Origin of the sequence: Gracilimonas qinghaiensis (assembly GCF_046602855.1) — a bacterium.
Lineage (GTDB): Bacteria > Bacteroidota > Rhodothermia > Balneolales > Balneolaceae > Gracilimonas.
This window is the reverse complement of sequence record NZ_JBKINJ010000001.1, coordinates 171205-197245: the sequence shown is the minus strand read 5'-3', so window position 1 is coordinate 197245 and position 26041 is coordinate 171205. Positions and strand designations below refer to the sequence as shown.

Here is a 26041-nt window from a genome sequence, read left to right as displayed (position 1 = left end):
CCTAGAGTGGTTCACTCCAGCTGTTTACTTTGCCATCCATAAAAGTTACTGAACCTCCATTCGTATATCTCCAAATTGATATTGATCCACCTTCGATATGCTGTGGCGGCCCCAACAACTCTTCAACTTTATCTTGTGACATGCCCTCTCTTAGCTGTCGCCAATTTTCGCGGTTCTGGGTTCTATTCTCGTTGTTCTGAACTGCATCCTTGTTTGAAAGGCTTTCTTCAATTTTAGTTACTCTTTTTTCCAGATCGGGATCAGGGTCATTGAAGAAAATAAGAACCATAGCAACCAGAATGACAGCAATCAGACTATTGAAAGACGAGGTTTGAAGTAATTTAGTTATTTGCATGACTTCCCCTATATATGGTTGTGTATCCCTAGACTATATCAGAATTAACTAATTAATTTTGTTGACCACAAGCTAAGTTAGCTTTTGCTGTATAACTGCATCAGCATTTTCTCAGTTTCCCAATATCCAATCCAATCACTGGAGCCGGTAATCTCACTTAGCAGCTCCCAAGACTCTTCCCAGGGTAGATCTCCCCGGACTAAATGGTGGATGCCTTTTGTAAGTCTGAGTTCTTCTTCTGTCATTAGAAACTGATTTCTATTTCAATACTCCTTCCATGGAAATAAAATGAAGAGGCGGAATGCAGCAAACAGCATGGGTAGCTGATGTTTATGCTTTTATAAACCGACCTCTTCGTTTTCATTATCCTTCCAAGGGATACCTTCACTAGTTAGAGCGATTTCGGAGCAAATCCTTACAAAGTTTTTTTTATGATCTAAAATGTCGCTTTTAAGATAAGGGTCAAAGTTGTGTTTCCGGGTCTGGCTTATCGGCTCTAGAGGTGCGTCAATGAACTCAGTCATTTAAATTGCCTTCTTTTTAGGTGATTACAATAATCTTTTTATCTAGTTTACCTAATAGCATGTTATTTGATACAAGTCTCGGTGTTTACATGTACACTAGTATCCTACCTAAAACAACAATTTAAATAGTATATTTTAAATTTAACCGAAACAAAACCTGATTAGTGAATAATTATACAATAAATGTTCCAGCGAGATTGACCGGAAAAAAAATCAGTGACTTATTTGAGTTATCCACTGCATTTTTAAAAGTGATAGAACAATATGACCGTGTAACATTTGACATATCTAAATGCAATTTCATCAATCCTGCAGGGACTGTATTATTGAGTGCTTTTAGGGATATTTATAAAGAGAGAAATCCTACTATTGAAACCTATATCCGATATAAAAAAAGTAGTCGAGTAACAAAAATTTTACAATCATGGGGCCTATATACCCTTGAGGAATTGTTTCATGACTCTTATGTAAAATCCATATCGAATTACGCTGTTCCTTTAGAGCGTTGCAGTTGTACTGATGAATGTTTACAAGTTCATAATAAAATAATGGACCATGTTAAGGATAGGACAGAATGCACAAAAAATACATTTGCTTCACTGGATTACATATTAAATGAAATTTGGGATAATGCAGGCACTCATGGGTATAAATGTTATTACACTGAAGAGTATCCTAAACCAATATATTTTCAGTCATTCTCATACAAAAGTGGTGTTGAAATTGCTATACTAGATTTGGGTCAGGGCATAGCAAATAGCCTTAAAAGCAAAGAAAAGTACCGTAACTTCTCAACTGATCAGATACTTAAAAAAGCTCTTGAAGAAAAGGTAACTGGTCATCCTAACAGTAGTCCAGGTTACGGTTTATATAGTTCTTCGGAGCTTATCAAATCAAACAGTGGTGAGTTGCATATTTGGAGTTCAGGTAGAAGTGTTAATGTAACAAATAGTTCCACAAGGACAGGTATAGGTGGATTTGATAATGGTACACTAGTTTACTTGAAGATTAAAGCCCAAATTGATACTAAGTTTGAAGAAATAATGAACGGAAGAAATGTGGAAAATTATCTTGAAGATCACCAAATTACATTATGAAAATTAAATTATCTGAATATGGAAAGACTTTAGGTCCAAGAGTACTTGGGGTAAAGATTAAAAATGAATTATTAGGGAAAATTGAAAATGTAACAGAAATTCAATTCGATCTAACTGAAGTAAAAAGTTTGTCTACAGGGTTTTGTAAAGAGTTATTTGGTGAGCTTTATATAGAAATGGGTGAAGATTTTAAATCAAAAGTGAAATTTAAGTTAGATGGAGCTGAAAATAACGAGAGACTATTAAAAATTATAAATAGAGGTATATCAAGTTCAATTCAAAACCGAGATAGTAAATAATTAGGTATAAGAATAATGAAGCCTTAACAGCCTCATAAACCTCAACAAACCCTTATACCATGCCACAAATCACAGAAGTTACATTAGCTTATAAATCAACCGTGCCGATCGAAAGCCTACCAACCATTACAAGCCCGGAAGAAGCTGCTGCTTATCTAAGATCAATCTGGAATGATGATCATCTTGAATTAAAAGAAGAATTCTTAATCGTTATTCTGGACAACATGAAGCACGTGTTAGGTCATAGTTTAATATCCTCTGGGGGATCGACCGCCACGATCGTAGATACAGCACAAATATTCCAGGTTGCTCTGCTTGGGAAGGCAAATTCTATAATTCTTGCTCATAATCACCCTAGTGGTAATAAAAAAGCATCAACAGCTGACGTGCAGCTTACAAAACGTACAGTAGAGGCTGGTAAGCTCCTCGGTATCCCGGTTGACGATCATATTATTCTCATTAGGTCCGGATATACATCCCTCCGAAATGAAGGTTTAATGTGATAGGAGGGCTTCGGCTCTCTTTTTTAGGTTAATAGTTATTAAAGACTGACACTTTGCCCTACTTTACTGACAGGCAGCGGGTATTTATGTCAAAAACTTAATGTGATTCAAAATGGCACATATATTGGTTTAAATAAGCCATTTAACCTTAAATTTTTAGACATTATAATATGGACAACAAAGATTTTGAAGTTTTTTTGCGAGGTGCAAAGCATAATGAAGATGAGACATTAATAGCTGACATAAAGAATTATGGAAGTGATGGCATGACCTTCTTTGTTACAACTACAGGTAAATATGAATACATCAGAACACATTGGAATAACTGGGATGTAGAGAATGTGATTAGTAGTAGTAACGTAATGCCTATTGAGCGCTTCACCGGGCACCCTGATTTAATAAATGGGGTGATACCTTTTGAGGAACCGGCTATAATATCATTTTATGATTATTGTGAGTTTACTCCTGAACAGCTAAGAAAGTCTTACTTCTTAGTTAAGAACCACCCAGATACAATATCTGTGAAGGTACTTGAGGATAATTTAGAGCCTCTAACCAAATTACAGTTCCGAGTTGGAAAAAACTATAAAACCAAAAATAATGGTGTTTCTGAAGCATTTATAGAAAACCTTTCGCCAGATGCAGCTGTACCGTATTGTAATTTTATAACAGAGCCAAAAGGCGACATTTGTAAAGTAGAATAGGGGCATTTTATTGAGTTTATAGTCAAGATACAATGTGAGACTTTTTACTTGTTTAAATGCTTACAGCTTCGGCACTTCAGCACTGTTTTAAAGATAAAAAAAGGGGCTAAAAGCCCCCTTTATATGATTATTTATCTTCCTCTTCCTCTTCCTCTACCTTAACAAACCATATTAAGGTATTTCCATCAGTGTTTCGACTATTCATTAACCATCCTTTATACTCGCAGTATTTCTCAAGATAAGTCTTAAAAGTGCGGATTTGACTATCTAATAGTGCTTTACTGTCAATCATACGGAAGGACGGGAAATATTCACCTTTACTGTTTTTTGGCTTAACGGAACCCTCATCATAAGTTACTTTTGTTTCGGATAACCCTCTAAACAACCGGCGTTGGTCATACTCGACATTTAATTCAAGATATTCCTCAGCCCACTCAAAGAAAGATTGAGTTGTTTCAGTTATGATTTGCCTCAATCCATAGTTGACGAGTACCTGATTTAACCCATTTTTTAGGTATTCTTGGAGACATCTGATCATAAAGGAGTCAAACTTATACCACTCCTGTTCATCCCAATCATCAAAGAGCAGGTGACCAAAGTGCTCGAGTGGTGTAAACCTTGAGTTAAACGTTGATGCAAACTCAAGGATAAATTGTCGTCTTCTAAAACTATCTCCTTTGCCTAGTATAGGATCATTAGATGTAAGAATGATTTTTGGAGATCTGTCAAATGGTATAGTAGTCCGATTTTCGTGTTTACGCTCTACAGGCAATTCTCCTGTAATCACCGTGAATAAACCTGTGAAGTCAAAGTTTTCACGAACATCATCAATCAAAATAATCCGATATTTTTCCTGATAATCCATAAATGCAAAACGGTGACCAGAATCAAACTGTTTGCCGGGAATTGTATGTATCGGCCTGATATGTTCTAAAGATTTCGCAAAAATGGTTTTACCTGTTCCACCGTTTGAAGTGTTGTTTTCTCCAATTTTCTCATCGGTCAGTATTACAGCCTTTACTACAGCCTTATTTTTAAATCTGTGGAGCATGTAACCGATGCATTGCATAGCGCTTCTCTTTCGTTTTGCATCATTTCCAGTAGCCATTTCGATAAATTCTTCATATTCACCACGAGAATTTGTAACGTTTTTTGGTGCCGATCGTGGAATTAACTCTGAATGCCATGTCGAGCCTTTTAGTTCTGTATACTTAAAGTATTCAACACCATTCTGGGTTACTTTGATGTAAACATCTTTATAGAATAAGAGACTGAATTCTTTACCATCTTTGGATAGGTTTAAGTGCTCTTTGTTCTTCGCAGAGTGCAAAAGGTTTGAGGCATTCATTGTAATTAGCCTGCTAACAACTTCATTTTTAAGATCCTCGGATAAAACCTCGCGTGGAATGGCGTCAAGATATTCTCTAACGTGATCTCTTATTTGGTGTTCTGAGACCTCATAAATGAATGTGCCATCATCCCGGTAGGAAACATAATCTGTTCCTGTATAGCGCTTGAATAGACCTTCTCTTTCAAGAAATTCCAGGAGTCTTGCGTTATTTATTTTACCTTTACTATTCCAAAACCTGTCTTTTGAATTGATAACAGGTTGTTCTTTAACCTCACATGCCTTAACTAGGTCAAGTGATAGCTTTCGTTTGTCTCTATATAAATCTGCAAGATCTTTATGCTTCCCATTAGAAATATCATGGATATTTAGATACTTCACATCGCAATGATCACGGGTTATCGATTTGATGTTTTTCGCTAAACCTTTAGCAATGTCATGAGCTTTATCTGTGTCACAGTCCAAGATTGTAATAACTGTTTCATGAACACCTCTGAGCTCTTTTATAATTGACTGCTGACTAACGGTGAGTTTAGAGCTTTCAGCACCGCAAAGCCCAATAACAGCATATTTATCGCCCAATTCCTGATCAACCAGCATAGCTTCTCTTGGTGATTTAGCAATAATAAGGGTTTCTTTAGCCTCGTGGTTCTGTATGCCAAAAAATGATTCCGTGGGTTTACTTCCATCAAGTTGTCGTATGTGCTTTTCACCATTTACACGGTTGTAGCGCTGACCACCCGTTGGGTAGGGCATTACTAACTCAAGATCGCCGTAGTCAGAGGTCAATTTGCAATTGAATATCTCTAGCGTTGAAGGCTTTAAGCCATCGTGATCGAGGATTTGCTCAATTAGTTCTGAGTCTTCGTATTCACTGATTTCTATATAACTTGGCTCTTCAAAGCTTCCCTTTCGATTCGCTATCTCGCTTAATGGTATATCTGGAATCCTGTCTATTGGATCTTTGAATGAATCGTCAATCTCAAATGAAGAGCCTGAATATTCGTTTACATTGGATGTTTTTCTATTCAAGAGATCATCCAGCCATTTCTTCACCTCAATGTTGTCTTGAAACCCTTTGACCTCCTTGATCAGGTCTATGATGGAGCCGTGCTCATTAGTAGCATGGTCTTTCCATGAGCCGGTTTCTACATTTATACCAAAAGAAGGGGTTTTATCGTCTCTTAAGGGTGATTTTACGGTAACCCAACCTTCAGTAGCATTGGCATTGATGTTTAGGTTTTTAAGAATAAATGAAATATCAGCTCTATTTAGCTTTCTAAAATAATTTTTTGTAATGGACATAAATTTAATATTATCTAGTATTTGTTGTTAAATTTAACATAAATAAAGCCGGGCGCTAATTGAATAGCAAGAATATTAAAGAAATCTAATAAACGAATACTTAGGGGTATAATGTAAGAAGAGCCTGGATGTTAGCTATTTCGGAGAGTGTGGGAAGAGTCAGCGAATAAAATAGTGTGTATTTTCTGAATTTGTAAGGTAAATTCAAAATAAGTAGATCCTCGGCCACTTAAACACTGGAAATTGAATACGAAGTGTGCCAAATTTGAGTACAAATAAGCCCAAAACCTTAGTGATTACTATCGTATTACTATTGGGAATTTGAAAAGATGAGCGTTGGATAGTTAGGTAAAATCTCAGTATAATCTCAGTACGAGAACGTAAAATCTCATTAGAAAACATGAACAGGCTTCCTTACTGAAAACAAAAAAAGCCCTCTGAAGTTAATCAGAGAGCTTTTGTCTTGAGCGGGAAACGAGATTCGAACTCGCGACCCCAACCTTGGCAAGGTTGTGCTCTACCACTGAGCTATTCCCGCATGTGTCAATAAATTTCATTTCTTAAAGGGCCACAAATATAAGGGCTATTTTCGATACTATTCAACTCTTTTTTTGAAATATCTTTTCATTCTTTTTGCATCACATTCAGATCAAACAAATATCTTAAAAACACAGAATAATAATCCTGCCATCCTGATCAAATAGAGATCTCTTTTACAGAGCCGAGCAGCCTTCCTAAAAATTTATTTCCGTAAACTTTCTGTATATGTCCCATATCAGCTATGATTACCAACAATTCCTTACTTCGGGAAAAAGCCACGTTCAATAGCCTTGGAACTGAAAGTCCATTCTTTTTCTCATCAAATGGCCGAACCGAATAATGTCTTAGGCCCCCATTTTGCCATTCGCCACTCATAACCGTATCAAATATGATCACTGGTTTTTCCCGGCCCTGAAATGTGTGGATCGTTCCAACTTCAATATCCCGATAACCTTTTTCCCACAGATGATTTCTGACCTTATACACACTATTCCTGAATGGAACAATGATACCAATATTTTCCGAAGCATGGTTTTTTGTGAGTCGCTTCACACTTTCTTCAATAAGACGCATGTGAACTTCGTTGATCGGCTTAAATCCCTTCTCTTCAGACTCCTGCTCCAAAACCGGATTGTATTTAGCTGTATCAATAAGTGCCACTGATGCTGAATCCCCGTTATCAAGATTCCGGCCATCTGCAGGCTGTCCAGATTTTAATCGTCCCTCGTAAAATACAGAGCTGATCACTCCCGCAAGATCATCTTTCATCCGGTATTGGACATCGAAAAATGAAGTGAAATTCGGGTTGAAGTCGTGCCAATTGAAAAGATCTTCTGTTGATTTCGATTTAGATACATAGGTGAAAATATCCTGTTCCAGAAATTCCCTCGATTTTCTATGATCCGTTATAGCGATCGGCGGAAGCTGCATCGGATCTCCGGCTACGATAAGATGTTTCTTACTCTTTCCTGCCATTAATAACATGTACGGAATACCTGCCATGGAACCCTCGTCAACCACAACCGCATCATAACTGATGTTATAGAACAATTCGGAGGTACACACTTTTGCAAGCGTTGTTGCCACCAACTGTTTTTTCTTCAGTTCGTATCTTTCATTTAGATTCAGCAGTCGATCGATCTCAATCTCCACAGCTTCCTTTCCACCGTATTCATCCATTTTATTTGCAGAAAGCTGACATTCAAGATCAAGTTTTTCAGGTACCTCTTCTCCGTTCCTCATCATATCATCTACGGTCTCCTGAAGTTTTTCATAGTTACTCAGGAGATTGGAAAGCTGAACTGCATCTGCTTTTCGCCCATCAAGCTTCGTTTTTACCTGATGCTCAAAAAGTATGTCATCTAGGCGAGCATCATCCAGAGCGGCTTCACCATATCGTGTGGTGTTTTGCAGATTGAATCCGGGTTTGATCTCAGATAATGCATCCAGTACACTCAGTAGTCCTACATCCACTGCACGGTTGGTATTTGATACAAACAAAACCCGCTTATCTTGATTCAACAAATTAGCCACGATGTAGCCAAGCGTTGCCGTTTTTCCTGTACCAGGAGGTCCCCATACATAAAGAATATTATTTTTGAGAGATTTTTCGATCGCATCCTTTTGTGCTTCATTTCTCAGATCATCGACTTGGATTTGAACTGACTCGGATTCCTTCTTGAAATAGTCAGAAGGTTCGAGTAGAGCCTTAAGCTGTGGCACTTCCTCTGCCTTGTCCTGAAGTTTAAACAAGTGCTCTTCCATTTTTTTGAGCACAAAATCATTTTCCCACTCGAGGAAAGTTTCATTGATCTTACTTCCAACATTTTCGGAAAATTCGAGGCGGACTTTTTTGTCCTTGAATTCTACTACATTAACCTTGTATTCCTTTGAGTCCACTTTGGCTCTAACTTCCTCAGCAAAACGAAGTCCGCGGTTTTGCGACTCGAATGTATAAATATACTCTCCCGAAATTTTTTCCAGTTCACCGCCAAAGAGTACATCAGTTGATGGAGTCTCTCTTACCGCTAAAATTTCTTTTTCAATGGCATCTATTGCCTGCTGAATAACTTTTTTGATCAAAGTAATACTGAGTGTTAAATGTTGAATGTGAAATGAGCCTCCCATTTCACATTCAACATTATTAATTTAAAATTTACTGATCCCATAATTCTGCACGGATCATTTCGGAGCTTTTTTCTGAGAGAAGGTAATCAAGTCTTAGCCGGTTTTTCTGTGGGACCTTTTGCTCCACCAATCTTGCACTATCCGAAGTATATAATATCAGGTCAGACTCCCGAACAAACAAAGGCAATGATTTTCCGTAGATCGTACCAGCCACAAAGGATCCCTCAAAATGAACCGAACGCTTTAATTCGTCAATGATCTTGGGAATGGTTTCTTCTGAACCGGTTACTAGCCCAATGGTATCAATTGCAGCTCTATCCACCATCGACAATAAAATATCCGGATCGTAATCATAAACGATCGGCAGCACCAAAAGACTTTCTCTCAAACTTTGGAAATGGCTCATCAAATGAATAGGTACAAATAGTGCGTCATATTTTGCCGCTTTTTCATAGTCACTTACGCTGATCACCTCACTTTTCACTCCTACCTGTTTTTTGATGGCATCCGAAAGCATACGCCCTAACTCGTGATTTTCACCCACACTTGCAGAAGTTTGAATACGATCAGGCCATTCCATAAAGCTAAGCTGTTCCTGAAATAACAATTCGATCTCAGATTCATCCAAGCCATAACCAACCAATTCCTCTACCAGAGCCTGAACTTTTTCTCCTCCGACTTCAAGTCGGGCTGACTTATCCAGCAGCGTATTCTGGTTTTTCACGGTGAAGCCCCGACCCTGTTCTCCCAAGATCAATCCTTCGTCTTCCAGAATATGATAAGCTTTTCTCACTGTATGAAAACTAGCTTCGAGCTGTTGACCCAACTCCCTGGTGGATGGTAAAACCTCTCCCACCTGAAACTGCTTGGTGGCGATCATCAACCGAATCCGGTCTGCGATATGTTTTGCGGAAGTTTTCACCTATTATCCGGAATAATCCTTAATGATCTCTGTGTATGTTTTCACTGTCTTGTCCAATCCCCAAAATAACGATTTACTTATCAATGCATGACCGATACTTACTTCATTGAGAACCGGAATAGTTTCCAAAAGATCAGGGAGATTATCCAGGTTTAATCCGTGACCTGCATTTACTTTCATTCCCAGATCATTCGCCAGGTTTGCTGCTTTTCGCAATCTCGTTAATTCGTGTTGTTTTTTGGAAGCTTCAGCATTGGCAAAAGTTCCGGTATGCAATTCAATGGCATCTGTACCTAACTGATGCGCCAGCTCTATATCTCGTAGATTTGGATCGAGGAATAAGCTGATCTCAATATCTGTTTTCCGAATTTTTGGAAAGACCCTTTTCTCATAATCCTCATAAACAGCTTCCATATCCAGACCGCCCTCTGTAGTCAATTCCTCTCTGCCTTCAGGAACAAGTGTACATAAATGAGGATCGACTTCCACACAAATATCGATCATCTCTTCGCTTGCCGCCATCTCAAAATCGAGTTTACCGCGCACATGCTCTTTCAATCTATATACATCTTCATCCCGAATGTGCCTGCGATCTCCCCGAAGATGAAATACGATTCCTGCAGCACCTGCCTCTTCACATATTCTGGCAGCTTCGATCGGATCAGGATAGCCTTCTCCCCTCGCATTTCTCAATGTTGCAACATGATCAATATTAACGAGTAGTTTCATTTATGTGTCAGTCTTTATTTATTTTTGAATATATCATCAAAAGTAAGCATATCCGTTTATATTTACAGATAATGAAACAATACGGTTTTAAGATCATATCACTTTTTTTTCTGACTTCACTCCTGATCCCCTTAACAGGATGTGGTACGGTTAAGCGGGGTTCTTTCCAGCCGACTCACTCTGCAGATTACACACCCGAAGATTCGGCAACAACAGCATATGAACCAATGATCAGTGTAAGTTCTGAAGCATCATCAATGATCCGTGAACGACAGGAAATTCTTAAACTGGCCTATAGTGACTGGAAAGGCATCCCATACATTTTGGGCGGCACCGGTTATAGTGGCATCGATTGTTCGGCTTTTATACAGGTAGTATTTGAAGATTACTTTTCTGTGATCCTGCCGCGCACCACTTTGGACCAAATGCAGTTTGGTAAACCGGTGGGGAAACGGAGGGTAACCCCCGGAGATATGGTTTTCTTTAAAACAGGAAGGCGAACATATCATGTTGGTATCATGGTGAACTCCATTGAATTCCTACACGCTTCAACATCTGAAGGCGTCACCATATCTAAACTTACCCATCCCTATTGGGAGTCCTCATTTTTAGCTTTCCGAAAAGTGCTAAAAGAAAATTCTATCGATTCCTGAAGATCTGATTCATCATTTTTTCGTACTGCGGACTCAGTTTAACATCACGACGCTTCATCATCGCCTTCATGGCTTCAATAGCTTTCTCGAACTCGTACTCACCGTATTCAGCAGAGCCAACCCAAGAAAATGATGGTATGTATTTAGGTGGGAATCCGCTTATGAATATATTCGAACTCACACCACAGATCGTTCCGGTATTCAGCATCGAGTTTATTGCCGTTTTGGAATGGTCTGCCATAACTGTTCCTAAAAATTGTTGTCCGGTTTCAACATCTTTTCGGTTCTCCCACTCAGGCAACCTAACCGTACTGTAGTTGTTTTTGAGATTTGAGGTATTGGTATCAGCTCCGAGATTCACCCACTGCCCGAATATTGAGTTTCCTGCAAAACCATCGTGGGCTTTATTGGAATAGGAATGAAAGATACAGTTTGATACTTCACCGCCCACTTTGCAAACCGGGCCAATAGTTGTTCCTCCTGATAATTTGCCACCCGTTTTGACAGTTGCCCCGGCACCAATCACTACCGGTCCTTTTATGATACAGCCGGCCTCAATATGGGCATTTTTCATAATGACTACCGGTCCCTCTGTTGCCAGAATATGACATCCGGGTTCTATAGAAACATTTTTACCTATGTAGGTATTTTCAGGGTCATGAATTCCAGGATATTCCACTTCATCTGACACTTGTGTAGAATGTAATCCTGTAAGTGGTAAGTCTTTTGATATTTCAAAGGAGTTGAGTGACAGTAAATCCCATATATGCTCCAAATGTATCGCCTCTGAAAGCTCCTGAACCTTTAATCCCTCTGCAGTAAATTCATTTTGCTTGTACATATTCAAAGACTCGGCTGCTGAAACTAAAGCTGCAGCAGTCACCCCTTTTGATACTAATTGTCGTCCCAATTCAAGTTCATAAATCTGCCCTGTAAGATTATCTGAAGGCAGGAAACGGGAATTGATCCATAGAACCGGTTTATCAGAGTCGATCTCATTTCGGCTGAAAACACCCGAAAGGCTATTTCGAAGTGTCCGGCCGTATCGGTTCAATCCCAGTGAAAGTAACCATTTTTGCCTGATCGTATAAATCCCAACTCTAAGATCATCCACGGGACGTGTTAGTGTAAGGGGATGAAAATTATTTGTTTTTACATCTTCAAAAAAACAGATCTGAATATCTAACTGTGTAGACATAATTTCAAAAAATCGTAATCGTTATTCAATTTAATACCCCTTATATTTACGCATTATCGCAAACAAATAAAATTATTTAAGAAGTATACCATATGTGCGGAATAGTCGGGTACGTTGGCGACAAACAAGCCAGTAAAGTTATTATAGATGGCCTCAAGAGACTTGAATACAGAGGATACGATTCAGCAGGTATAGCCATATTAAACGGTTCACTGAATATCACCAAAGGAAAAGGGAAAGTTTCTAACCTTGAAAAGTTAGTCGGAGACACTGAAAAGGGTACTATAGGTATAGGCCATACCCGTTGGGCAACTCATGGCGAACCGAACGATATCAACTCTCACCCCCATACTATCCAAAGTGGAAAACTAGCCCTTGTCCACAATGGGATAATTGAGAACTACAATACGCTAAAGAAAAAGTTAAAAGAAGAAGGTTATAGTTTTTACTCTGACACTGATACGGAAGTGCTGGCTAAATTGATCGAAAGCTTCCTGAAAAAAGACTCAGGTTCTCTCAAAAAGGCTGTTCAATTTGCCTTACATCAGGTTCATGGCACTTACGGAATTGCCGTGGTTCACTCCGACTTCCAGGAACAGATCGTTGTTGCAAGAAAAGGATCACCCCTGTTGCTAGGTGTGGGTGATGGTGAAATGTTGATCGCATCAGATGCATCAGCTGTTGCTGCTTATACTGATAAAGTGGTTTACCTTGATGATGGTGAACTGGCTGTAATAACCAAAGACAACTTCATAGTTGAAACAGCTGACAATGTTGAACTCACTAAAGAGATTCACGAGCTAGCCCTAAGCCTTGAGGAAATTGAAAAAGGCGGTTATGATCATTTCATGCTGAAAGAGATCTTTGAGCAGCCACGTGCTTTGGCTGACTGTCTTCGTGGACGAATTGATAAAGAAAATGGCACCATTACCCTAGGTGGTATTGAAGACGTAATGGATAAGCTTGTAAATGCTAAACGATTGATTATTGCTGCATGTGGAACAAGCTGGCATTCCGGTTTAGTCGGCGAATATCTTTTTGAATACCTGGCTAAAGTTCCTGTGGAAGTGGAATACGCTTCAGAGTTCCGTTATAAAGAACCACTGGTGGGCCCGGGCGATGTGATGATTGTAATATCTCAAAGTGGGGAAACTGCTGATACTTTGGCTGCGCTGAGAGAAGCAAAAGAAAGGGGAGCCACAGTGATTGGAGTTGTAAACGTGGTAGGTTCAACCATTGCTCGTGAAACAGAGGCCGGAGTTTACATCCATGCCGGACCTGAGATCGGTGTTGCATCAACCAAGGCTTTTACAGGGCAAGTTACTGTACTCATCATGATGGCGATCAAGCTAGGCTTGGCCAAAGGAACTCTGAAAAATTCCGAGGCAAAAAAGCTCATTCAAGAGCTCGCTAAGGTTCCAGCTAAAGTTCAGGAGATACTTGATGACACTGACGAGATAAAAAATATATCCAATCTATTTTCATACGCACCAAACTTTCTTTACCTCGGTAGATCCTATAGTTTTCCTGTCGCCTTGGAAGGCGCACTTAAGCTTAAGGAAATCTCCTACATCCACGCCGAAGGATACCCCGCTGCCGAAATGAAGCATGGGCCTATCGCATTGATCGATGAAATGATGCCGGTAGTTGTAATTGCCGCTACTCAGCATACCAACGATAAGATGATCAGCAATATTGAGGAAGTTAAAGCACGAAAAGGCCGTATCATTGCTATCACCACTCCTGATAACGATGAGGTAGTAGATCTCGCTGAGTTCAAAACAATAGTTCCTGAAACCATGGATGTTCTGACTCCACTGTTGACTGTGATCCCTCTACAGCTTCTCTCGTATTATGTTGCTGTAAACAGAGGAGCAAATGTGGACCAACCTAGAAACCTGGCCAAAAGTGTGACCGTGGAATAATTCACATTTGCTGTGAATTATTTTACAGCTCAGACTACTTTAAAAGTAAATTTCCTATTCTGAGACAGTGTATCAAAGAAAACTTTATTAAGATTTCTTAATAAAGTTTTGTGGATAACTTGACTTTTATGTGGATAATTCGTTGTATCCATTTCACTATAAAATAATTGCACCCACATAGTAATGAGAAACTGGAAGGCCATAATCTTTAAAGTAGTGGTTCTGGTACTGGTAAGTATCGTCATCTTTACCGGCTGAACCTGACTTACGTATTAATATTCTGATCATCTGAAGAGAACAGATTAACTGTATCCAATTTTCAGATTTCTATAGCTACATCCTTTTATTCTGCTTATCTTTTCTGCCTTTCTTAATCCATAATATTTTATTAATGGGAAAAATCGACCTAAGTTATCTTGAGAACATGAGTGGTGGGGACAATGCAATAATTATTGAAATGATCGAATTATTTATTAATCAAACTCCTCAGCATCTTCAAAATCTAATGAAGGCAAATGAAAATAAAGAGTGGAATAACGTTGCGTCCGAAGCCCATAAAGTAAAGCCTACTATGCTGTATGTAGGTTTATCAGACCTGAATTTAGTTTGCAAAAAAATTGAAGATAATGCTAAAGGTAATCAGGATGTTGAAATAAGCAACAATTTGATCGATCAGCTTGTAAGTGGGTATAAAGAAATAACTGGCGACCTTGAAACCAAAATTGAAGAACTAAAATAAGACCATTTGAATATGGTCAATATCATCTACCGGATAAATTTTACCCTCTTCCTTAAATCCAAGTTCATTATAGTAGTTGATCAATGCAGCCTGAGCTTCAATTCGTATCTTACCCGCTTTGCAATGTTCAATGCCTTTTTTGATGAGCTTTTCACCAAGTCCGGTTCCACGGTAAGATGGAGCAACCACTATCCTACCCAAGCTTGCTTCTTCATACTTAATACCGGGTTCAAAAATTCTTAAATAGCCTGCAAGAATACCTCCTTCGTAGATCAAAAGGTGACCAGCTTTTTCATCGTACCCATCAATGTCTTCGTAAAAACACTGTTGCTCTATTATAAAAACCTGCTGACGCAACCTGAATAGGTCTTCCAGCTCATTTTTCAAAAGATCGCTGTATGATTTGTATACTGTTTTCATGAGTTACTGAAACAAATTTAGACAACTTTCCGTAAAGAAAAGCGAATTTTTAATTAATAGGAAATGTCATGATCTGGGCTTGGTTATTAAATAGTATATCTGTTTACGCTACTGCCTCACTGCTTGAAGGTGTAGAAATAAAAAACTTCTGGAGTGCTGTGTTTGTAGCCGCATTGCTTGCGATTGTCAACGTCTTCATAAAACCAATACTCATCATACTCAGCCTTCCCATTACCATACTAACCTTTGGTTTGTTTGTGTGGGTGATCAATGCTTTTCTGATCATGTTGGTTGATCAAATGGTACGGGGATTTAAGGTAAAAAGCTTTGGCTGGGCTCTCCTATTTGGATTTGTGATGTCTGTGATCAGTTGGGTTTTATTTCAAATATTTGGTTAAACCATCAAGATTTACCTATCAAAGCAATAAAAAAGGCTGCCTTGAATTAGCAGCCTTAGTTTTTTCTCATAAATCATCAACCAAATCAGATGTTGTCACAAACAGCTTGAGTAAAGGTCGAAGTCGTTCCTTCTCCTCCTATATCAGGAGTGCAGTATACTTTCTTTTCTACAAGAGTTTTATAGATCGCTTTTCGAATATTTTCTGCCACGGATTTTTGATCGATATGTTCCAACATCATCAATGATGAAAATAAAAGAGCTAGAGGGTTGGCTATATTTTTGCCTACAATGTCAGGAGCTGAACCGTGCACAGCCTCAAACATAGCTGCATCATCACCAATGTTTGCTGCTCCTGTAACACCCAAGCCACCAACCAATCCCGATGCCAGATCTGACAGGATATCACCGAACAGATTCGTAGTTACCACCACATCAAACTGACGTGGTCGCATTACCATTTGCATAGCCATGTTATCGACTATCAGATCTTCAAATTCAATTTCAGGATAATCCTCTGCAACTTTACGCCCGACTTCAAGAAACAAACCAGTAGTCAATTTCAGGATATTTGCCTTATGAACAAGAGTCACTTTTTTGCGTTCATGCTGCTTTGCATATTCAAAAGCAGCCCTTATGATCTTATGGCTTGCCTCTTCAGTAACCACAGCAATTGCTTCAGAGTGTCGTTTATTTTCACCCTCTTCGATCCATTTTTCTTTACCGATATAAAGACCTTGAGTGTTCTCCCTAAAGAGTACCATATCAACGTCTCTAAAAGGAGAATCAATACTTGGGAGAGTATGAGCCGGACGAATGTTACTGTAGAGATTAAACTGCTGACGTAATGCTACATTAATAGACCTGAATCCTGACCCAACCGGTGTTGTAAGTGGACCTTTTAGGGCAATTCGATGCTCTTCAATTGACTCTATAGTTTCATCAGGCAGTGGAGTTCCTAGTTCGTCCTGTGCACTAAGGCCGGCTTTCGCATCTACCCAATTGATTTCTGCCCCCGCTTTTTCAAGGATAGTGGTTACCGAGTTTGTAATTTCTGGTCCGATCCCATCTCCTGGAATCAATACAACATTTTTCATTTATTCTTTTTTTTCTTCAAAATTTCAGTCTTAAATATATCAAATTTAATATCCAAATGTGATGACATCACGGATTGCGAGCCATTCTTTTTAAACTTTTAAAGTTATGTTTTCGGGAGAATTTATTTTCCGCAGGAATGAAATTTTAGCCAAATAAATTATTCTTTAAAAAGCCTATGAAACGATCTATAATCTGGTTCCGAAATGATCTGCGAATCCATGACAATGAAGCGCTGATAAAAGCTTCACAAGCCAAAGAAATACTCCCACTCTATTGTTTTGATCCGCGACATTTTGAAAAAACCTCTTTTGGGTTTCCAAAAACGTCTTCTCACCGTGTAGAATTTCTGCATCAATCGGTGAAAAACCTAAAAAATAATTTACGGGAACTAAAAGCTGATCTGATAATCAAGCAGGGAAAACCGGAAGAGATCATACCCCGGCTTGTGACTCAGTTCGATATAGATCTTGTATTCACATCCAAAGAGATCACCAAAGAGGAAAGCGATATTGAAGAAGCCTTGAAAGAGAAACTAGGCAATAAACTTACTTTTGTCTGGCAGAGCACCCTATTCCATATTAACGACATACCGTTTACAAAGGGTCAAATTCCGGGAGTTTTTACTCAATACCGAAAGAAAACTGAGAAAGAATCAGAAGTTAGAAACGAACTGTCGACTCCAGATACTCTAAACCTTGTCCCTTCTGAATCCTCTGAGATGCCCTCACTAAATGCACTTCTGAACCAAGAGATCGATCCAAATAAAGATGAACGAAGTGTTCTGAAATTTGTAGGTGGAGAAGACGCCGCTTTAGGACGTTTACAGAAATATATCTGGGAGGGCGATCATCTAAAAAACTACAAATTCACTCGCAATGGGCTGTTGGGAGCTGACTATTCCTCTAAATTCTCTCCGTGGCTGGCCAACGGTTGCCTTTCTCCGCGCAAAGTATATTGGGAAGTCAAAAAATATGAAGACCAACGAAAGAAGAATATATCTACCTACTGGCTAATATTTGAGCTGATATGGAGGGATTACTTCAGATTTTCAGCATGGAAACATGGAGATAAGATATTCTGGCCATCAGGAATACAGGGAAAATCCAGAGAATGGGACTCAGATAAAACGAAATTCAAAAAATGGGCTGAAGGTAACACAGGAATTCCTTTTATTGATGCTAATATGAGGGAATTAAATAAGACCGGGTATATAAGTAATCGGGGCAGACAAAATGTTGCAAGTTTTTTAGCTCAAAATTTGAATATTGACTGGAGAATGGGAGCTGAATATTTTGAGTCATTGCTGCTGGATTATGATCCCTGCAGTAATTATGGCAATTGGGCGTATAATACAACCGTCGGTCATGACCCAAGGAATCGGTACTTTAACATTGTGAACCAAGCGCAAAAATATGATGCTGAAGGTGATTATGTTCGTACCTGGATTCCTGAATTAAAGGATGTACCCAAGGATTTTATTCACGAACCCCATAAAATGAGTAGCGAACAACAAACTCTATTCAATGTTGAAATCGGTAAGACCTATCCCAAACCTATGATAGACCTGGAAAAAAGCTATGAAGAAATCAGAGCAAGAAATTAGAAACCGTATTCTAACTTTCACTAAAAAAAGAGGTTCTAAAAAATCAGTGTGTCCCTCTGAAGTCACAAGAGATCTTTTTTCGGATGTTTGGAGAGATCACCTGGATGAGGTGAAAGATGTGGCCGGTAAAATGCAGAATGAAAATATGATCCGTATCACCCAGAATGGTAAGGACATTACCATCGATAAGGCTAAAGGTCCAGTTCGTTTATCACTTCATGATAGTGATGAGTAATAAATCTTATAGAAAACCACATCTACCGGAAAAGATTTGCCTTGTTTGTAAACGTTCGTTCAAATGGCGCAAAAAATGGGAGAAAGATTGGGAAAATGTTAAATACTGCAGTGAACGGTGCCGCAGGAATAAATGATCAGATTCGGTTCCATATAAATTCGGGTACACATTTGGCGAACCAGGCAATCAGCCTCCAGCGTTTGGTTACATAAAAAATATTCTTCTTACTGTCTATTCCCTTTATCATTTGTGATGCCGCCTTTTCGACATCAGCCACCCAAAACATTCCTTTGGCTTTTTCTGTCATTTCAGTGAGAATATAGCCTGCTCGAACTTCTGTCAAAGTGATATCAGCATCCACTCTTCTGGCTTTTTGCCGAAATCCTACCAAATAATTTGAAAGAAAATGCTTTGAAGCTGTATAAGCAGCAGCCCTGTGATGAGCTAGAAGTGCTGCCATTGAAGACATACCCACAACTTGACCGCCTCCGTTCTTCTTGAAATAATCAAAGGCAAAATGGCATCCGTGTGCAAATGCGAGTGCGTTTACTTCGATAAGCTTAGATTCTGCCCTCCACGGTGGCAGCATCTGAATTCTGCCCATACCTGCATTTAGGATCATCATATCCAATCCGCCCATTTCCTCAATGAGCTCTTTATACATACGTTCAGCTTTATCGTGCTCAGTCACATCAAGCGTTCTGATAAATGCCAATTCACCTATCTCACTTTTCAACTCTTTAAGCCGCTCAGTTCGCCTGCCTAACAAACCTACTTTATTACCCTTTGAAGCATACTGCAGGGCAAGCTCTCTGCCAATACCTGAAGTTGCCCCTGTAATTATGATCTTTTTCATGGCTTGTTGAAATAAAAAAGGGCTTCATCATTGAAGCCCAGAAATCATTTACTTGATCGGTTGCAATGCAGGGACCTTGAATTTTGCATATTCAAAGGCTCCAAACATAACCCCGGAATAAACCAGGTCACCTGCAATGGTATAATGAAAAAATGGGATCCCCGCAGTATAGCTCATCATTAAACCTTCTATCGTCTGTGGATACATTGGATTACCTAACCATGCTCCAAAATTGGTTATCAGAAAGAAGATAATAGATGCGGCAAGACTTCCTCCAATAATTGTTTTCATATTTACTTTCTTCATGATCAAGAAACCTGCCAGCACGATCAAAGCAATTGAGCCGTACATCCAGTAAAAACCAGGTGTAAATAATGTAAAGCCTCCGTAGAATCCCGAGTACAGTAAATTGTTTACTAATAGGTCGCTCACAAAGAAAGCGAGTAAGGGCAACAGAATCGCAAGCTTCTTATTGGTAAAATAAGCAGCTCCAAATATAGCCATGGCCCCCATCGGTGCAAAGTTATACGGGTGAGGGAACACACGTGAGAGTGCTGCAATTAAGATAAATCCGGATAAAACTAGTATGCGTTTCTTATTCATTGATCTGTTTAGACTTGATGTGAATCCCTAAAATAAAAAAAGCATCGCCTCAAATGAAACGATGCTTTGATAAATTCCGAAATAACCGATTTATTTATCGGCGTTCAGCTCTAAATTCAGCTCAACCGTTACATCATCGCCTATCACAGCGTCTGAAGCCCAGTCACCTGTACCTACAGTGTAATCCGTTCTGTCTACTACTGTAGATGCTTTGATACCGGCTACTAGTTTGCCTTCTTGCATCGGGTTATCCATCACTCCAAGCAGTGTAAATGGCAGTGCTACGTCTTTACTTACGTCCTTGATTGTCAACGTACCGTTAGCAACAAACTCATTATCACCGGTTTTTTCAATATTATCACTTTTAAAGGTGATATGTGGCCATTTTTCAGCATTAAAGAAATCAGCAGTTTTTAAATGTCCATCTCTTCTTTCATTCTCAGTGTCAATACTATTAACCATGATCTTAACATCGATCATGCTTTCTTCCAGATTTTCCGGATCAAAGTTTACAGTTGCCTCATAATCTTTGAATTCTCCGTTAACCGGCGTAAAGAAGTGAGTTACATTAAAGTTAATTGCGCTGTGAGCTTTATCAATAGTCCAGCTGGTGGCTGCAAATTTTACCATTGCAAGTGATGAAACGGCAAATACAGTTAGTGCGAATAATGTTGTTATTTTATTAAGTGTCTTCATTTTTGTTATTTAGTTTAGATTTTTCTTGATCAGATGTTGGCCAAACATTTAGTATCAAGCTATCATTTCATTTAATATTAAATTAATTATTTGGCTCTATGCTGCTTAGAGGTCCTAACAAATTCATTTCTTACATATTTCATGTTTCATCATGTAAAATCATGATCATAAAAGAACATTTTCCCAATAATTCAGTTTGCATTAGTATAGAAAAGCACGTTAGTTAATTCTACCAAATCATTTATTTAATTAAACAACAACATGAAAACTTTTTTGAAATACAGTACCACATTAATTCTCGGAGCTATATTTGTTTCGGCAACAGCTTTTGCTCAACAACAAATGACTCCTCCTCAACCTGAACCGTTAGGTCCTGATGAAGTTACGGATGAGCAATTGGTTATGCTTTCCGAAATAACTAAAGCAGGCGAGGGAATTCAGCAAGAGGCACAACAAAAAATGCAAGCTACCATCGAAGAAACAAGTATGGAGTATTCTCGTTTTGAGGAGATCATGATGTCTCAGCAAAACCCACAGATGGCTGGACAACTCGATCTTTCTGAAGAAGAACAGCAAACTATTCAACAGGTTCAGCCTCAATTGATGCAGATCAATCAGGAAGCCCAGCAGCAATATATGCAGGCTATACAAGAAGCCGGAATGGACCTTCAAACTTTTCAACAAGTAGCTCAGGCAATTCAGGCACATCCTGAAGTTGCAGAACGTTTTGAAGCTATCAATGGTCAAGAAGATGAAGGTGACGGAAACTGATCTTTTCCTCTTTATTTAAAAGACTTTAACCCGATGACCTCCATCGGGTTTTTTTATGTCTATACTTTTTTGCTTATCCATTTTGAGTCTTTAAGGCAAAATCTCCATGGCAGCTTAGCATCTTCCCCGGCATAATCCACGCCTATTCGTGTCCCTGAAATAATCTGATTTTCTACGATCTCAATATTTCTGTCTTCGATCCAGATCTCATTACTTTGCAGATCTTTCTTGTCATGTCTCGTGTTTATTCCCAAAGCCTGTGAAAGTTTACCTGGTCCGTTGCTAACAGTTGCCTCTACTTTATTTTTATTTCTTCTCTCCAGCATTTCATCAATCCCGGATATCGGTTTTATTGCTCTTACTAGGATAGCATCTGCCAACCCCTCAGAATTTGTCACCACATTAAAAAGGTGATGAATACCATAGCAAAGGTAAACATATGCTTTTCCCGGCGGTCCGTAGAGAGTTTCCGTTCTCGAGGTTCTGACATCCGGGAAAGCATGGCAGGCACGATCAGTACGCCCGTTGTACGCCTCCGTTTCCACGATCATTCCGGCAGTTTGGATACCATTGATATTAGTACACAGAAATTTTCCGATCAGCTCACGACTGATCTGAACAACCTCATCACGTTCATAAAAAGTTCGTGGCAGCTTCTTGGACATTATGAAATTGCAGTATATGGGTTTTCTTCAATGGATGGTTTATTCAGCATATATACATCTTTATACGCTCTGCCGGCAATAGCACTGATCACAAAAAGCAACGCTGTATAGAAGGTCCAAATCGATAAAATAATAAGCACTGCGTATCCCTGATAAAAGTACCGATAAGTCGAAAAAGCATATTCCAGATACATACTAACACCGTACTTTGCTACTTCAAACAAGATGGTGTAGGTCAGTGCGGCAATAAGAGCTACCTTTGGTTTGATCTTCCGCTCACTCACAAACCTGAAGATCACATACATAAGAAGGAAAGCCAACGCAATTGGCAAAAAGATGTTTAGAAAATCGTAGATCCAGGGCAATTCAATAGTAATTTCAGTAAATGGAACGTTTATCCTGCTCAGGTTAAATAGTGAGATGGTGGAAACTGCAAGACTGAATACCAAAAACAAAACACCGATCAGGCTAAAACCAAAGAAATTATAGATGACATCCATGATCGGATGCTTTCTCTCTTTAATGTCGAAAGTATCGAATAGTACGTGTTTCAGGCTATGCAGCAACCCCTGAGTAAAGAAGAGTAATACTACAATACCAACAATTCCAAATATCTGACGAGCCCCTACCAATGGTTCGATCAAGGTCTCAACTGTTATTGCCCCTCTAAAAACATCCTCACTTTGGGTCTCATAGGTAAAGCTCGGGAAAAACTCCCTTCCATATCTTACGATCTCGTTAAACGCTTCTTCTGCAGATAACACATACCCGATAATAGAGATCAGAATCAAGACAAACGGGACGGCACAAATAAACAGATTAAATGTGATAGCTGAGGCATTAAAAAAAATATCCTTTTTGGCAGCCAGCTTTAATACCCGCTTTCCAAATTCCTTTTGTTTTCGCAAATCCTTCCATTAATTAATTAACAGTTAAAATTCGCAGGATAGCCAATCAATTACAAGCTACATTTATACCTTAGTTTTTCAGTCAATTCATTGGTAAGTTCCGTGTTCAATAATCAGCAATCTATCAGCCCTAAAGACCTATTTTGAGTGCATGTGTGCTAAGAAAAAGCAAACGCCGCTTATGCGGCAATATTTTCAGATCAAGGACGAACATCCGGGAACCATACTGCTCTTCCGGGTTGGTGACTTCTATGAAACCTTTTCCGACGACGCCCAACTGATCAGCAAGGAACTTGGAATTACACTTACCAAAAGAAATAACGGTGGTGATCAAACCCCCCTTGCCGGCTTTCCATACCATGCCCTCGATAATTACCTCCCTAAATTGGTTAAGAAAGGATATAAGGTAGCCGTTTGTGAACAAACCGAAGATCCGGAACAGGCTAAAAAAGCCGGGCGAAAAATTGTGACCCGCGAAGTGACTGAGATCACAACACCGGGTGTAACACTCTCTGAAAAATTACTGGATCACAAGCGAAATAATTATATCGCATCCCTACATTGGGATGGTTCGACTGTAGGCGTCTCGTTTTCAGATATCTCCACGGGGGAATTTGCACTTAGTCACATTCGAGAAGAAAATCTTGATAACCTTCTGGCAGCTATTCAGCCCTCAGAGATCCTTGTTCAGCAAAAAAAGAAAAACAAGCTGGTCAACTCTCTGAACCATCATAACATTACTTACATTGAGGATTGGGTGTACGATGGAAATTATGGATACGACCTGCTTACCAAACATTTTGAAACCCATTCACTGAAAGGCTTTGGGGTTGAAGAACTCGAGACCGCCCATGTCGCGGCCGGTGCTCTGATGCATTATATGCAGGAAACACAAAAAGCTTATTTAAGACACCTGCGCCGATTATATGCTTATGAAAGCAATGAATTCATGAGCCTGGACGCAGCTACCAAACGAAACTTAGAACTGACTGCAAGCATTCAGGAAGGTGGAACTGAGGGTACGCTGATCTCTATACTTGATGACACTTGTACAGCCATGGGCGGGCGACTACTTAGGCGATGGATCATGCGTCCGCTTAAACGGCTCAAACCTATACAACAGCGACTCGACGCTGTTGAAACGTTGTATGAGAATAACGAGATCAGAAATACTCTGAGAGACGAATTGGTGCAGATCGGTGATATGGAACGTCTTATCTCCCGTATCTGTGTGGGTCGCACCAATGCCCGTGACATCGTTCAGCTTAAATTATCTCTTGCTCAGATACCAAGACTTAAAAGTCAGGTCGCCTCTGTTGTTGATCCACAGTTAGAAATTATATCAGGACGACTGAAGCTATTGATAGAGGTTCAGGAAAGGATCAATACCGCACTTAAGGATGATCCGCCAGCAAGTGTACGCGATGGAGGCATGATCGAAGATGAGTTCAATGAAGAGCTCGATGAACTGCGTGATATCGCCAAAAATGGTAAGAAGTATATCGCTCAGATCAAGGATGAGTTGGCTAAAAAGCACAATATTTCATCGCTTAAGATCGGCTATAACAAAGTGTTCGGTTACTACATTGAGGTTACCAACACCCACAAAGACAAGGTTCCTGAGACCTTTATTCGAAAGCAGACACTGGTAAATTCCGAGCGGTACATCACTCCTGAATTAAAGGAAGTTGAGGAAAAAGTTCTTTCAGCTGAGGAACGCAGTAAAACTCTGGAATATGAGCTTTTCGAAGAGATAAGACTTTATGTCGCTGACTTTGCCGATGAAATTCAGCAAGTCTCCCAAGCTGTGGCTGAATTGGATTGCCTGCAAGGTTTCGCAGAGGTGGCATTCAGAAACAATTATGCCAAACCGGAAGTGGGTGATCATGAGGAGGTCGACATCAAAAAAGGCCGCCATCCCGTGGTTGAAAAATCACTGCCCATGGGTGAACCATTCATCCCTAATGACATCAAGCTTGATACTGAGAATGAACAAATACTGATCATTACCGGACCAAATATGGCCGGTAAAAGTATCATCTTGCGTCAGACAGGACTGATCGTTTTGCTTGCACAGGTTGGAAGTTTTGTACCGGCACAGTCTGCAAACATCGGCCTGGTCGATAAGATCTTTACACGTGTAGGCGCATCCGATAACCTGGCAGCCGGTGAAAGTACGTTTTTGGTGGAGATGAATGAGGCTGCAAACATTCTGAATAACGCTACACCTAGATCGCTCATCCTTTTGGACGAAGTAGGCCGTGGCACCTCAACTTTTGATGGATTAAGTATTGCATGGTCGCTGGCAGAGTATTTACATAATCATGCCCCTGTTGCTGCCAAAACACTCTTTGCGACTCATTATCATGAGCTAAATGAACTGGAGCAAATGTATGACAGGATCAGGAATTACAATGTTCAGGTAAAAGAGCATAATGGCAAAGTGGTGTTTCTCCGAAAACTTATTCAGGGCGGTGCTGATCACAGTTATGGAATTCAGGTTGCCGACATGGCCGGTTTGCCCCAGGTAGTGATCGAGCGCGCCAAGGAGATCCTCAAGAACCTGGAAAGTCATAGTCTGGATATCACAAACAAGAACGGAGCGATCGAAAAAGAGGCCTCTTCCAAAAAAGAAGCTTCCAAGAATTTATCTGAAAAAGTTGAAAAGCAGTCTGAAACATCACAAATGTCGATGTTTCAAACGCACGTGGATCCCAGAATTGAAACTGTATTGAATAAACTGGAAGCCACCGATCCAAACCGCATGACCCCTATTGAAGCGCTGATGATGATCACAGAGCTTAAGAAATTAGTGGATTAA

General features: G+C 39.5%; 27 protein-coding genes and 1 tRNA gene. 13 read left to right on the top strand and 15 right to left on the bottom strand.

From position 1 onward, the window contains the following. Position 1: 1 nt before the first annotated feature. Together ACKGJO_RS00895 and ACKGJO_RS00890 are read right to left on the bottom strand one after the other, a co-directional pair. Positions 2–355 carry a hypothetical protein gene (locus ACKGJO_RS00895; protein ID WP_411321515.1) on the bottom strand — a complete coding sequence of 118 codons (354 nt, stop codon included), beginning with the start codon at positions 353–355 and terminating at the stop codon, positions 2–4. Positions 356–432: 77 nt separating this feature from the next. Beyond that, positions 433–600, bottom strand: a complete 168-nt coding sequence (locus tag ACKGJO_RS00890; protein ID WP_411321514.1) for a hypothetical protein — start codon at positions 598–600, stop codon at positions 433–435. A 443-nt stretch (positions 601–1043) separates the two neighbouring features. Here ACKGJO_RS00890 and ACKGJO_RS00885 point away from each other — a divergent pair, with 443 nt between their 5' ends. The 4 genes from ACKGJO_RS00885 (at position 1044) to ACKGJO_RS00870 (ending at position 3482) form a co-directional block, all read left to right on the top strand. After that, entirely contained in the window at positions 1044–1976 is a 933-nt protein-coding gene (locus ACKGJO_RS00885; protein ID WP_411321513.1) for a hypothetical protein, read from the top strand. Beyond that, a complete protein-coding gene (locus ACKGJO_RS00880) occupies positions 1973–2275 on the top strand; it encodes an STAS-like domain-containing protein (RefSeq protein ID WP_411321512.1) in 303 nt (100 codons plus the stop codon). Before ACKGJO_RS00885 ends, ACKGJO_RS00880 begins: the two co-directional genes overlap by 4 nt. A gap of 59 nt (positions 2276–2334) precedes the next feature. Next, the gene (locus ACKGJO_RS00875; protein WP_411321511.1) at positions 2335–2778 is read left to right on the top strand and encodes a JAB domain-containing protein; all 444 of its coding nucleotides are present in this window, start codon (positions 2335–2337) and stop codon (positions 2776–2778) included. Positions 2779–2948: 170 nt separating this feature from the next. Beyond that, positions 2949–3482, top strand: a complete 534-nt coding sequence (locus ACKGJO_RS00870) for a hypothetical protein (RefSeq protein WP_411321510.1) — start codon at positions 2949–2951, stop codon at positions 3480–3482. A gap of 127 nt (positions 3483–3609) precedes the next feature. Here ACKGJO_RS00870 and ACKGJO_RS00865 read toward each other — a convergent pair whose 3' ends face one another. From ACKGJO_RS00865 to ACKGJO_RS00845, 5 genes are all read right to left on the bottom strand, one after another. Continuing rightward, positions 3610–6135, bottom strand: coding sequence for a primase-helicase family protein (locus ACKGJO_RS00865; protein ID WP_411321509.1), 2526 nt, complete (start codon positions 6133–6135; stop codon positions 3610–3612). Between the two features lie 466 nt (positions 6136–6601). Further along, positions 6602–6673, bottom strand: a tRNA-Gly gene (locus tag ACKGJO_RS00860). Positions 6674–6831: 158 nt separating this feature from the next. After that, on the bottom strand, positions 6832–8757 hold the full coding sequence (locus tag ACKGJO_RS00855; protein WP_411321508.1) for a DEAD/DEAH box helicase: 1926 nt from the start codon (positions 8755–8757) through the stop codon (positions 6832–6834). 73 nt (positions 8758–8830) lie between these two features. After that, positions 8831–9724, bottom strand: a complete 894-nt coding sequence (locus ACKGJO_RS00850) for a GntR family transcriptional regulator (protein WP_411321507.1) — start codon at positions 9722–9724, stop codon at positions 8831–8833. A gap of 3 nt (positions 9725–9727) precedes the next feature. Further along, positions 9728–10453, bottom strand: a complete 726-nt coding sequence (locus tag ACKGJO_RS00845; protein WP_411321506.1) for a pyridoxine 5'-phosphate synthase — start codon at positions 10451–10453, stop codon at positions 9728–9730. Between the two features lie 71 nt (positions 10454–10524). On the opposite strand from ACKGJO_RS00845, the gene ACKGJO_RS00840 reads away from it, so the two are divergent. Continuing rightward, positions 10525–11106 (top strand): NlpC/P60 family protein, encoded by a 582-nt coding sequence (locus ACKGJO_RS00840; protein ID WP_411321505.1) that lies wholly within the window; start codon positions 10525–10527, stop codon positions 11104–11106. Here the strand turns inward: ACKGJO_RS00840 and ACKGJO_RS00835 are convergent. Further along, entirely contained in the window at positions 11093–12304 is a 1212-nt protein-coding gene (locus ACKGJO_RS00835; RefSeq protein WP_411321504.1) for a putative sugar nucleotidyl transferase, read from the bottom strand. The two genes, ACKGJO_RS00840 and ACKGJO_RS00835, sit on opposite strands and share 14 nt — an antisense overlap. A 92-nt stretch (positions 12305–12396) precedes the next feature. Here ACKGJO_RS00835 and glmS point away from each other — a divergent pair, with 92 nt between their 5' ends. After that, positions 12397–14229 (top strand): glutamine--fructose-6-phosphate transaminase (isomerizing), encoded by a 1833-nt coding sequence (glmS, locus tag ACKGJO_RS00830; RefSeq protein ID WP_411321503.1) that lies wholly within the window; start codon positions 12397–12399, stop codon positions 14227–14229. A gap of 391 nt (positions 14230–14620) precedes the next feature. Beyond that, positions 14621–14968, top strand: a complete 348-nt coding sequence (locus tag ACKGJO_RS00825) for an Hpt domain-containing protein (protein WP_411321502.1) — start codon at positions 14621–14623, stop codon at positions 14966–14968. Here ACKGJO_RS00825 and ACKGJO_RS00820 read toward each other — a convergent pair. Next, a complete protein-coding gene (locus ACKGJO_RS00820) occupies positions 14960–15388 on the bottom strand; it encodes a GNAT family N-acetyltransferase (RefSeq protein WP_411321501.1) in 429 nt (142 codons plus the stop codon). The genes ACKGJO_RS00825 and ACKGJO_RS00820 overlap by 9 nt on opposite strands. Before the next feature lie 68 nt (positions 15389–15456). Between ACKGJO_RS00820 and ACKGJO_RS00815 the strand changes: the two genes are divergently transcribed. Next, on the top strand, positions 15457–15786 hold the full coding sequence (locus tag ACKGJO_RS00815) for a phage holin family protein (protein ID WP_411321500.1): 330 nt from the start codon (positions 15457–15459) through the stop codon (positions 15784–15786). A gap of 85 nt (positions 15787–15871) precedes the next feature. On the opposite strand, the gene ACKGJO_RS00810 is transcribed toward ACKGJO_RS00815, so the two are convergent. Next, complete coding sequence (locus tag ACKGJO_RS00810; protein WP_411321499.1) at positions 15872–16882, bottom strand: isocitrate/isopropylmalate dehydrogenase family protein; 1011 nt, start codon at positions 16880–16882, stop codon at positions 15872–15874. 176 nt (positions 16883–17058) lie between these two features. On the opposite strand from ACKGJO_RS00810, the gene ACKGJO_RS00805 reads away from it, so the two are divergent. Genes ACKGJO_RS00805 through ACKGJO_RS00795 form a run of 3 tightly spaced genes read left to right on the top strand, consistent with a single transcriptional unit; the run spans position 17059 to position 18857 of the window. Beyond that, positions 17059–18486: a DASH family cryptochrome gene (locus tag ACKGJO_RS00805; RefSeq protein ID WP_411321498.1), complete on the top strand. Its 1428-nt coding sequence runs from the start codon at positions 17059–17061 to the stop codon at positions 18484–18486. Further along, positions 18461–18721 (top strand): DUF3253 domain-containing protein, encoded by a 261-nt coding sequence (locus tag ACKGJO_RS00800; protein ID WP_411321497.1) that lies wholly within the window; start codon positions 18461–18463, stop codon positions 18719–18721. The genes ACKGJO_RS00805 and ACKGJO_RS00800 overlap by 26 nt, the downstream gene beginning before the upstream one ends. Beyond that, positions 18714–18857, top strand: coding sequence for a DUF2256 domain-containing protein (locus tag ACKGJO_RS00795; protein ID WP_411321496.1), 144 nt, complete (start codon positions 18714–18716; stop codon positions 18855–18857). Before ACKGJO_RS00800 ends, ACKGJO_RS00795 begins: the two co-directional genes overlap by 8 nt. On the opposite strand, the gene ACKGJO_RS00790 is transcribed toward ACKGJO_RS00795, so the two are convergent. The 3 genes from ACKGJO_RS00790 to ACKGJO_RS00780 all read right to left on the bottom strand — a co-directional run bounded on the left by ACKGJO_RS00790 (position 18858) and on the right by ACKGJO_RS00780 (position 20876). After that, positions 18858–19577 carry an SDR family NAD(P)-dependent oxidoreductase gene (locus ACKGJO_RS00790; protein WP_411321495.1) on the bottom strand — a complete coding sequence of 240 codons (720 nt, stop codon included), beginning with the start codon at positions 19575–19577 and terminating at the stop codon, positions 18858–18860. Positions 19578–19625: 48 nt separating this feature from the next. Beyond that, complete coding sequence (locus ACKGJO_RS00785) at positions 19626–20180, bottom strand: DUF6580 family putative transport protein (protein ID WP_411321494.1); 555 nt, start codon at positions 20178–20180, stop codon at positions 19626–19628. A gap of 90 nt (positions 20181–20270) precedes the next feature. Next, positions 20271–20876 carry a YceI family protein gene (locus ACKGJO_RS00780; RefSeq protein ID WP_411321493.1) on the bottom strand — a complete coding sequence of 202 codons (606 nt, stop codon included), beginning with the start codon at positions 20874–20876 and terminating at the stop codon, positions 20271–20273. A gap of 261 nt (positions 20877–21137) precedes the next feature. Here ACKGJO_RS00780 and ACKGJO_RS00775 point away from each other — a divergent pair, with 261 nt between their 5' ends. Beyond that, positions 21138–21647 carry a DUF4168 domain-containing protein gene (locus ACKGJO_RS00775; RefSeq protein WP_411321492.1) on the top strand — a complete coding sequence of 170 codons (510 nt, stop codon included), beginning with the start codon at positions 21138–21140 and terminating at the stop codon, positions 21645–21647. 59 nt (positions 21648–21706) lie between these two features. Here ACKGJO_RS00775 and ACKGJO_RS00770 read toward each other — a convergent pair whose 3' ends face one another. Next, the gene (locus ACKGJO_RS00770; protein ID WP_411321491.1) at positions 21707–22312 is read right to left on the bottom strand and encodes a DNA-3-methyladenine glycosylase; all 606 of its coding nucleotides are present in this window, start codon (positions 22310–22312) and stop codon (positions 21707–21709) included. Further along, positions 22312–23220: a YihY/virulence factor BrkB family protein gene (locus ACKGJO_RS00765; protein WP_411321490.1), complete on the bottom strand. Its 909-nt coding sequence runs from the start codon at positions 23218–23220 to the stop codon at positions 22312–22314. The genes ACKGJO_RS00770 and ACKGJO_RS00765 overlap by 1 nt, the downstream gene beginning before the upstream one ends. Before the next feature lie 181 nt (positions 23221–23401). Here ACKGJO_RS00765 and mutS point away from each other — a divergent pair, with 181 nt between their 5' ends. Beyond that, complete coding sequence (gene mutS, locus ACKGJO_RS00760; protein ID WP_411321489.1) at positions 23402–26041, top strand: DNA mismatch repair protein MutS; 2640 nt, start codon at positions 23402–23404, stop codon at positions 26039–26041.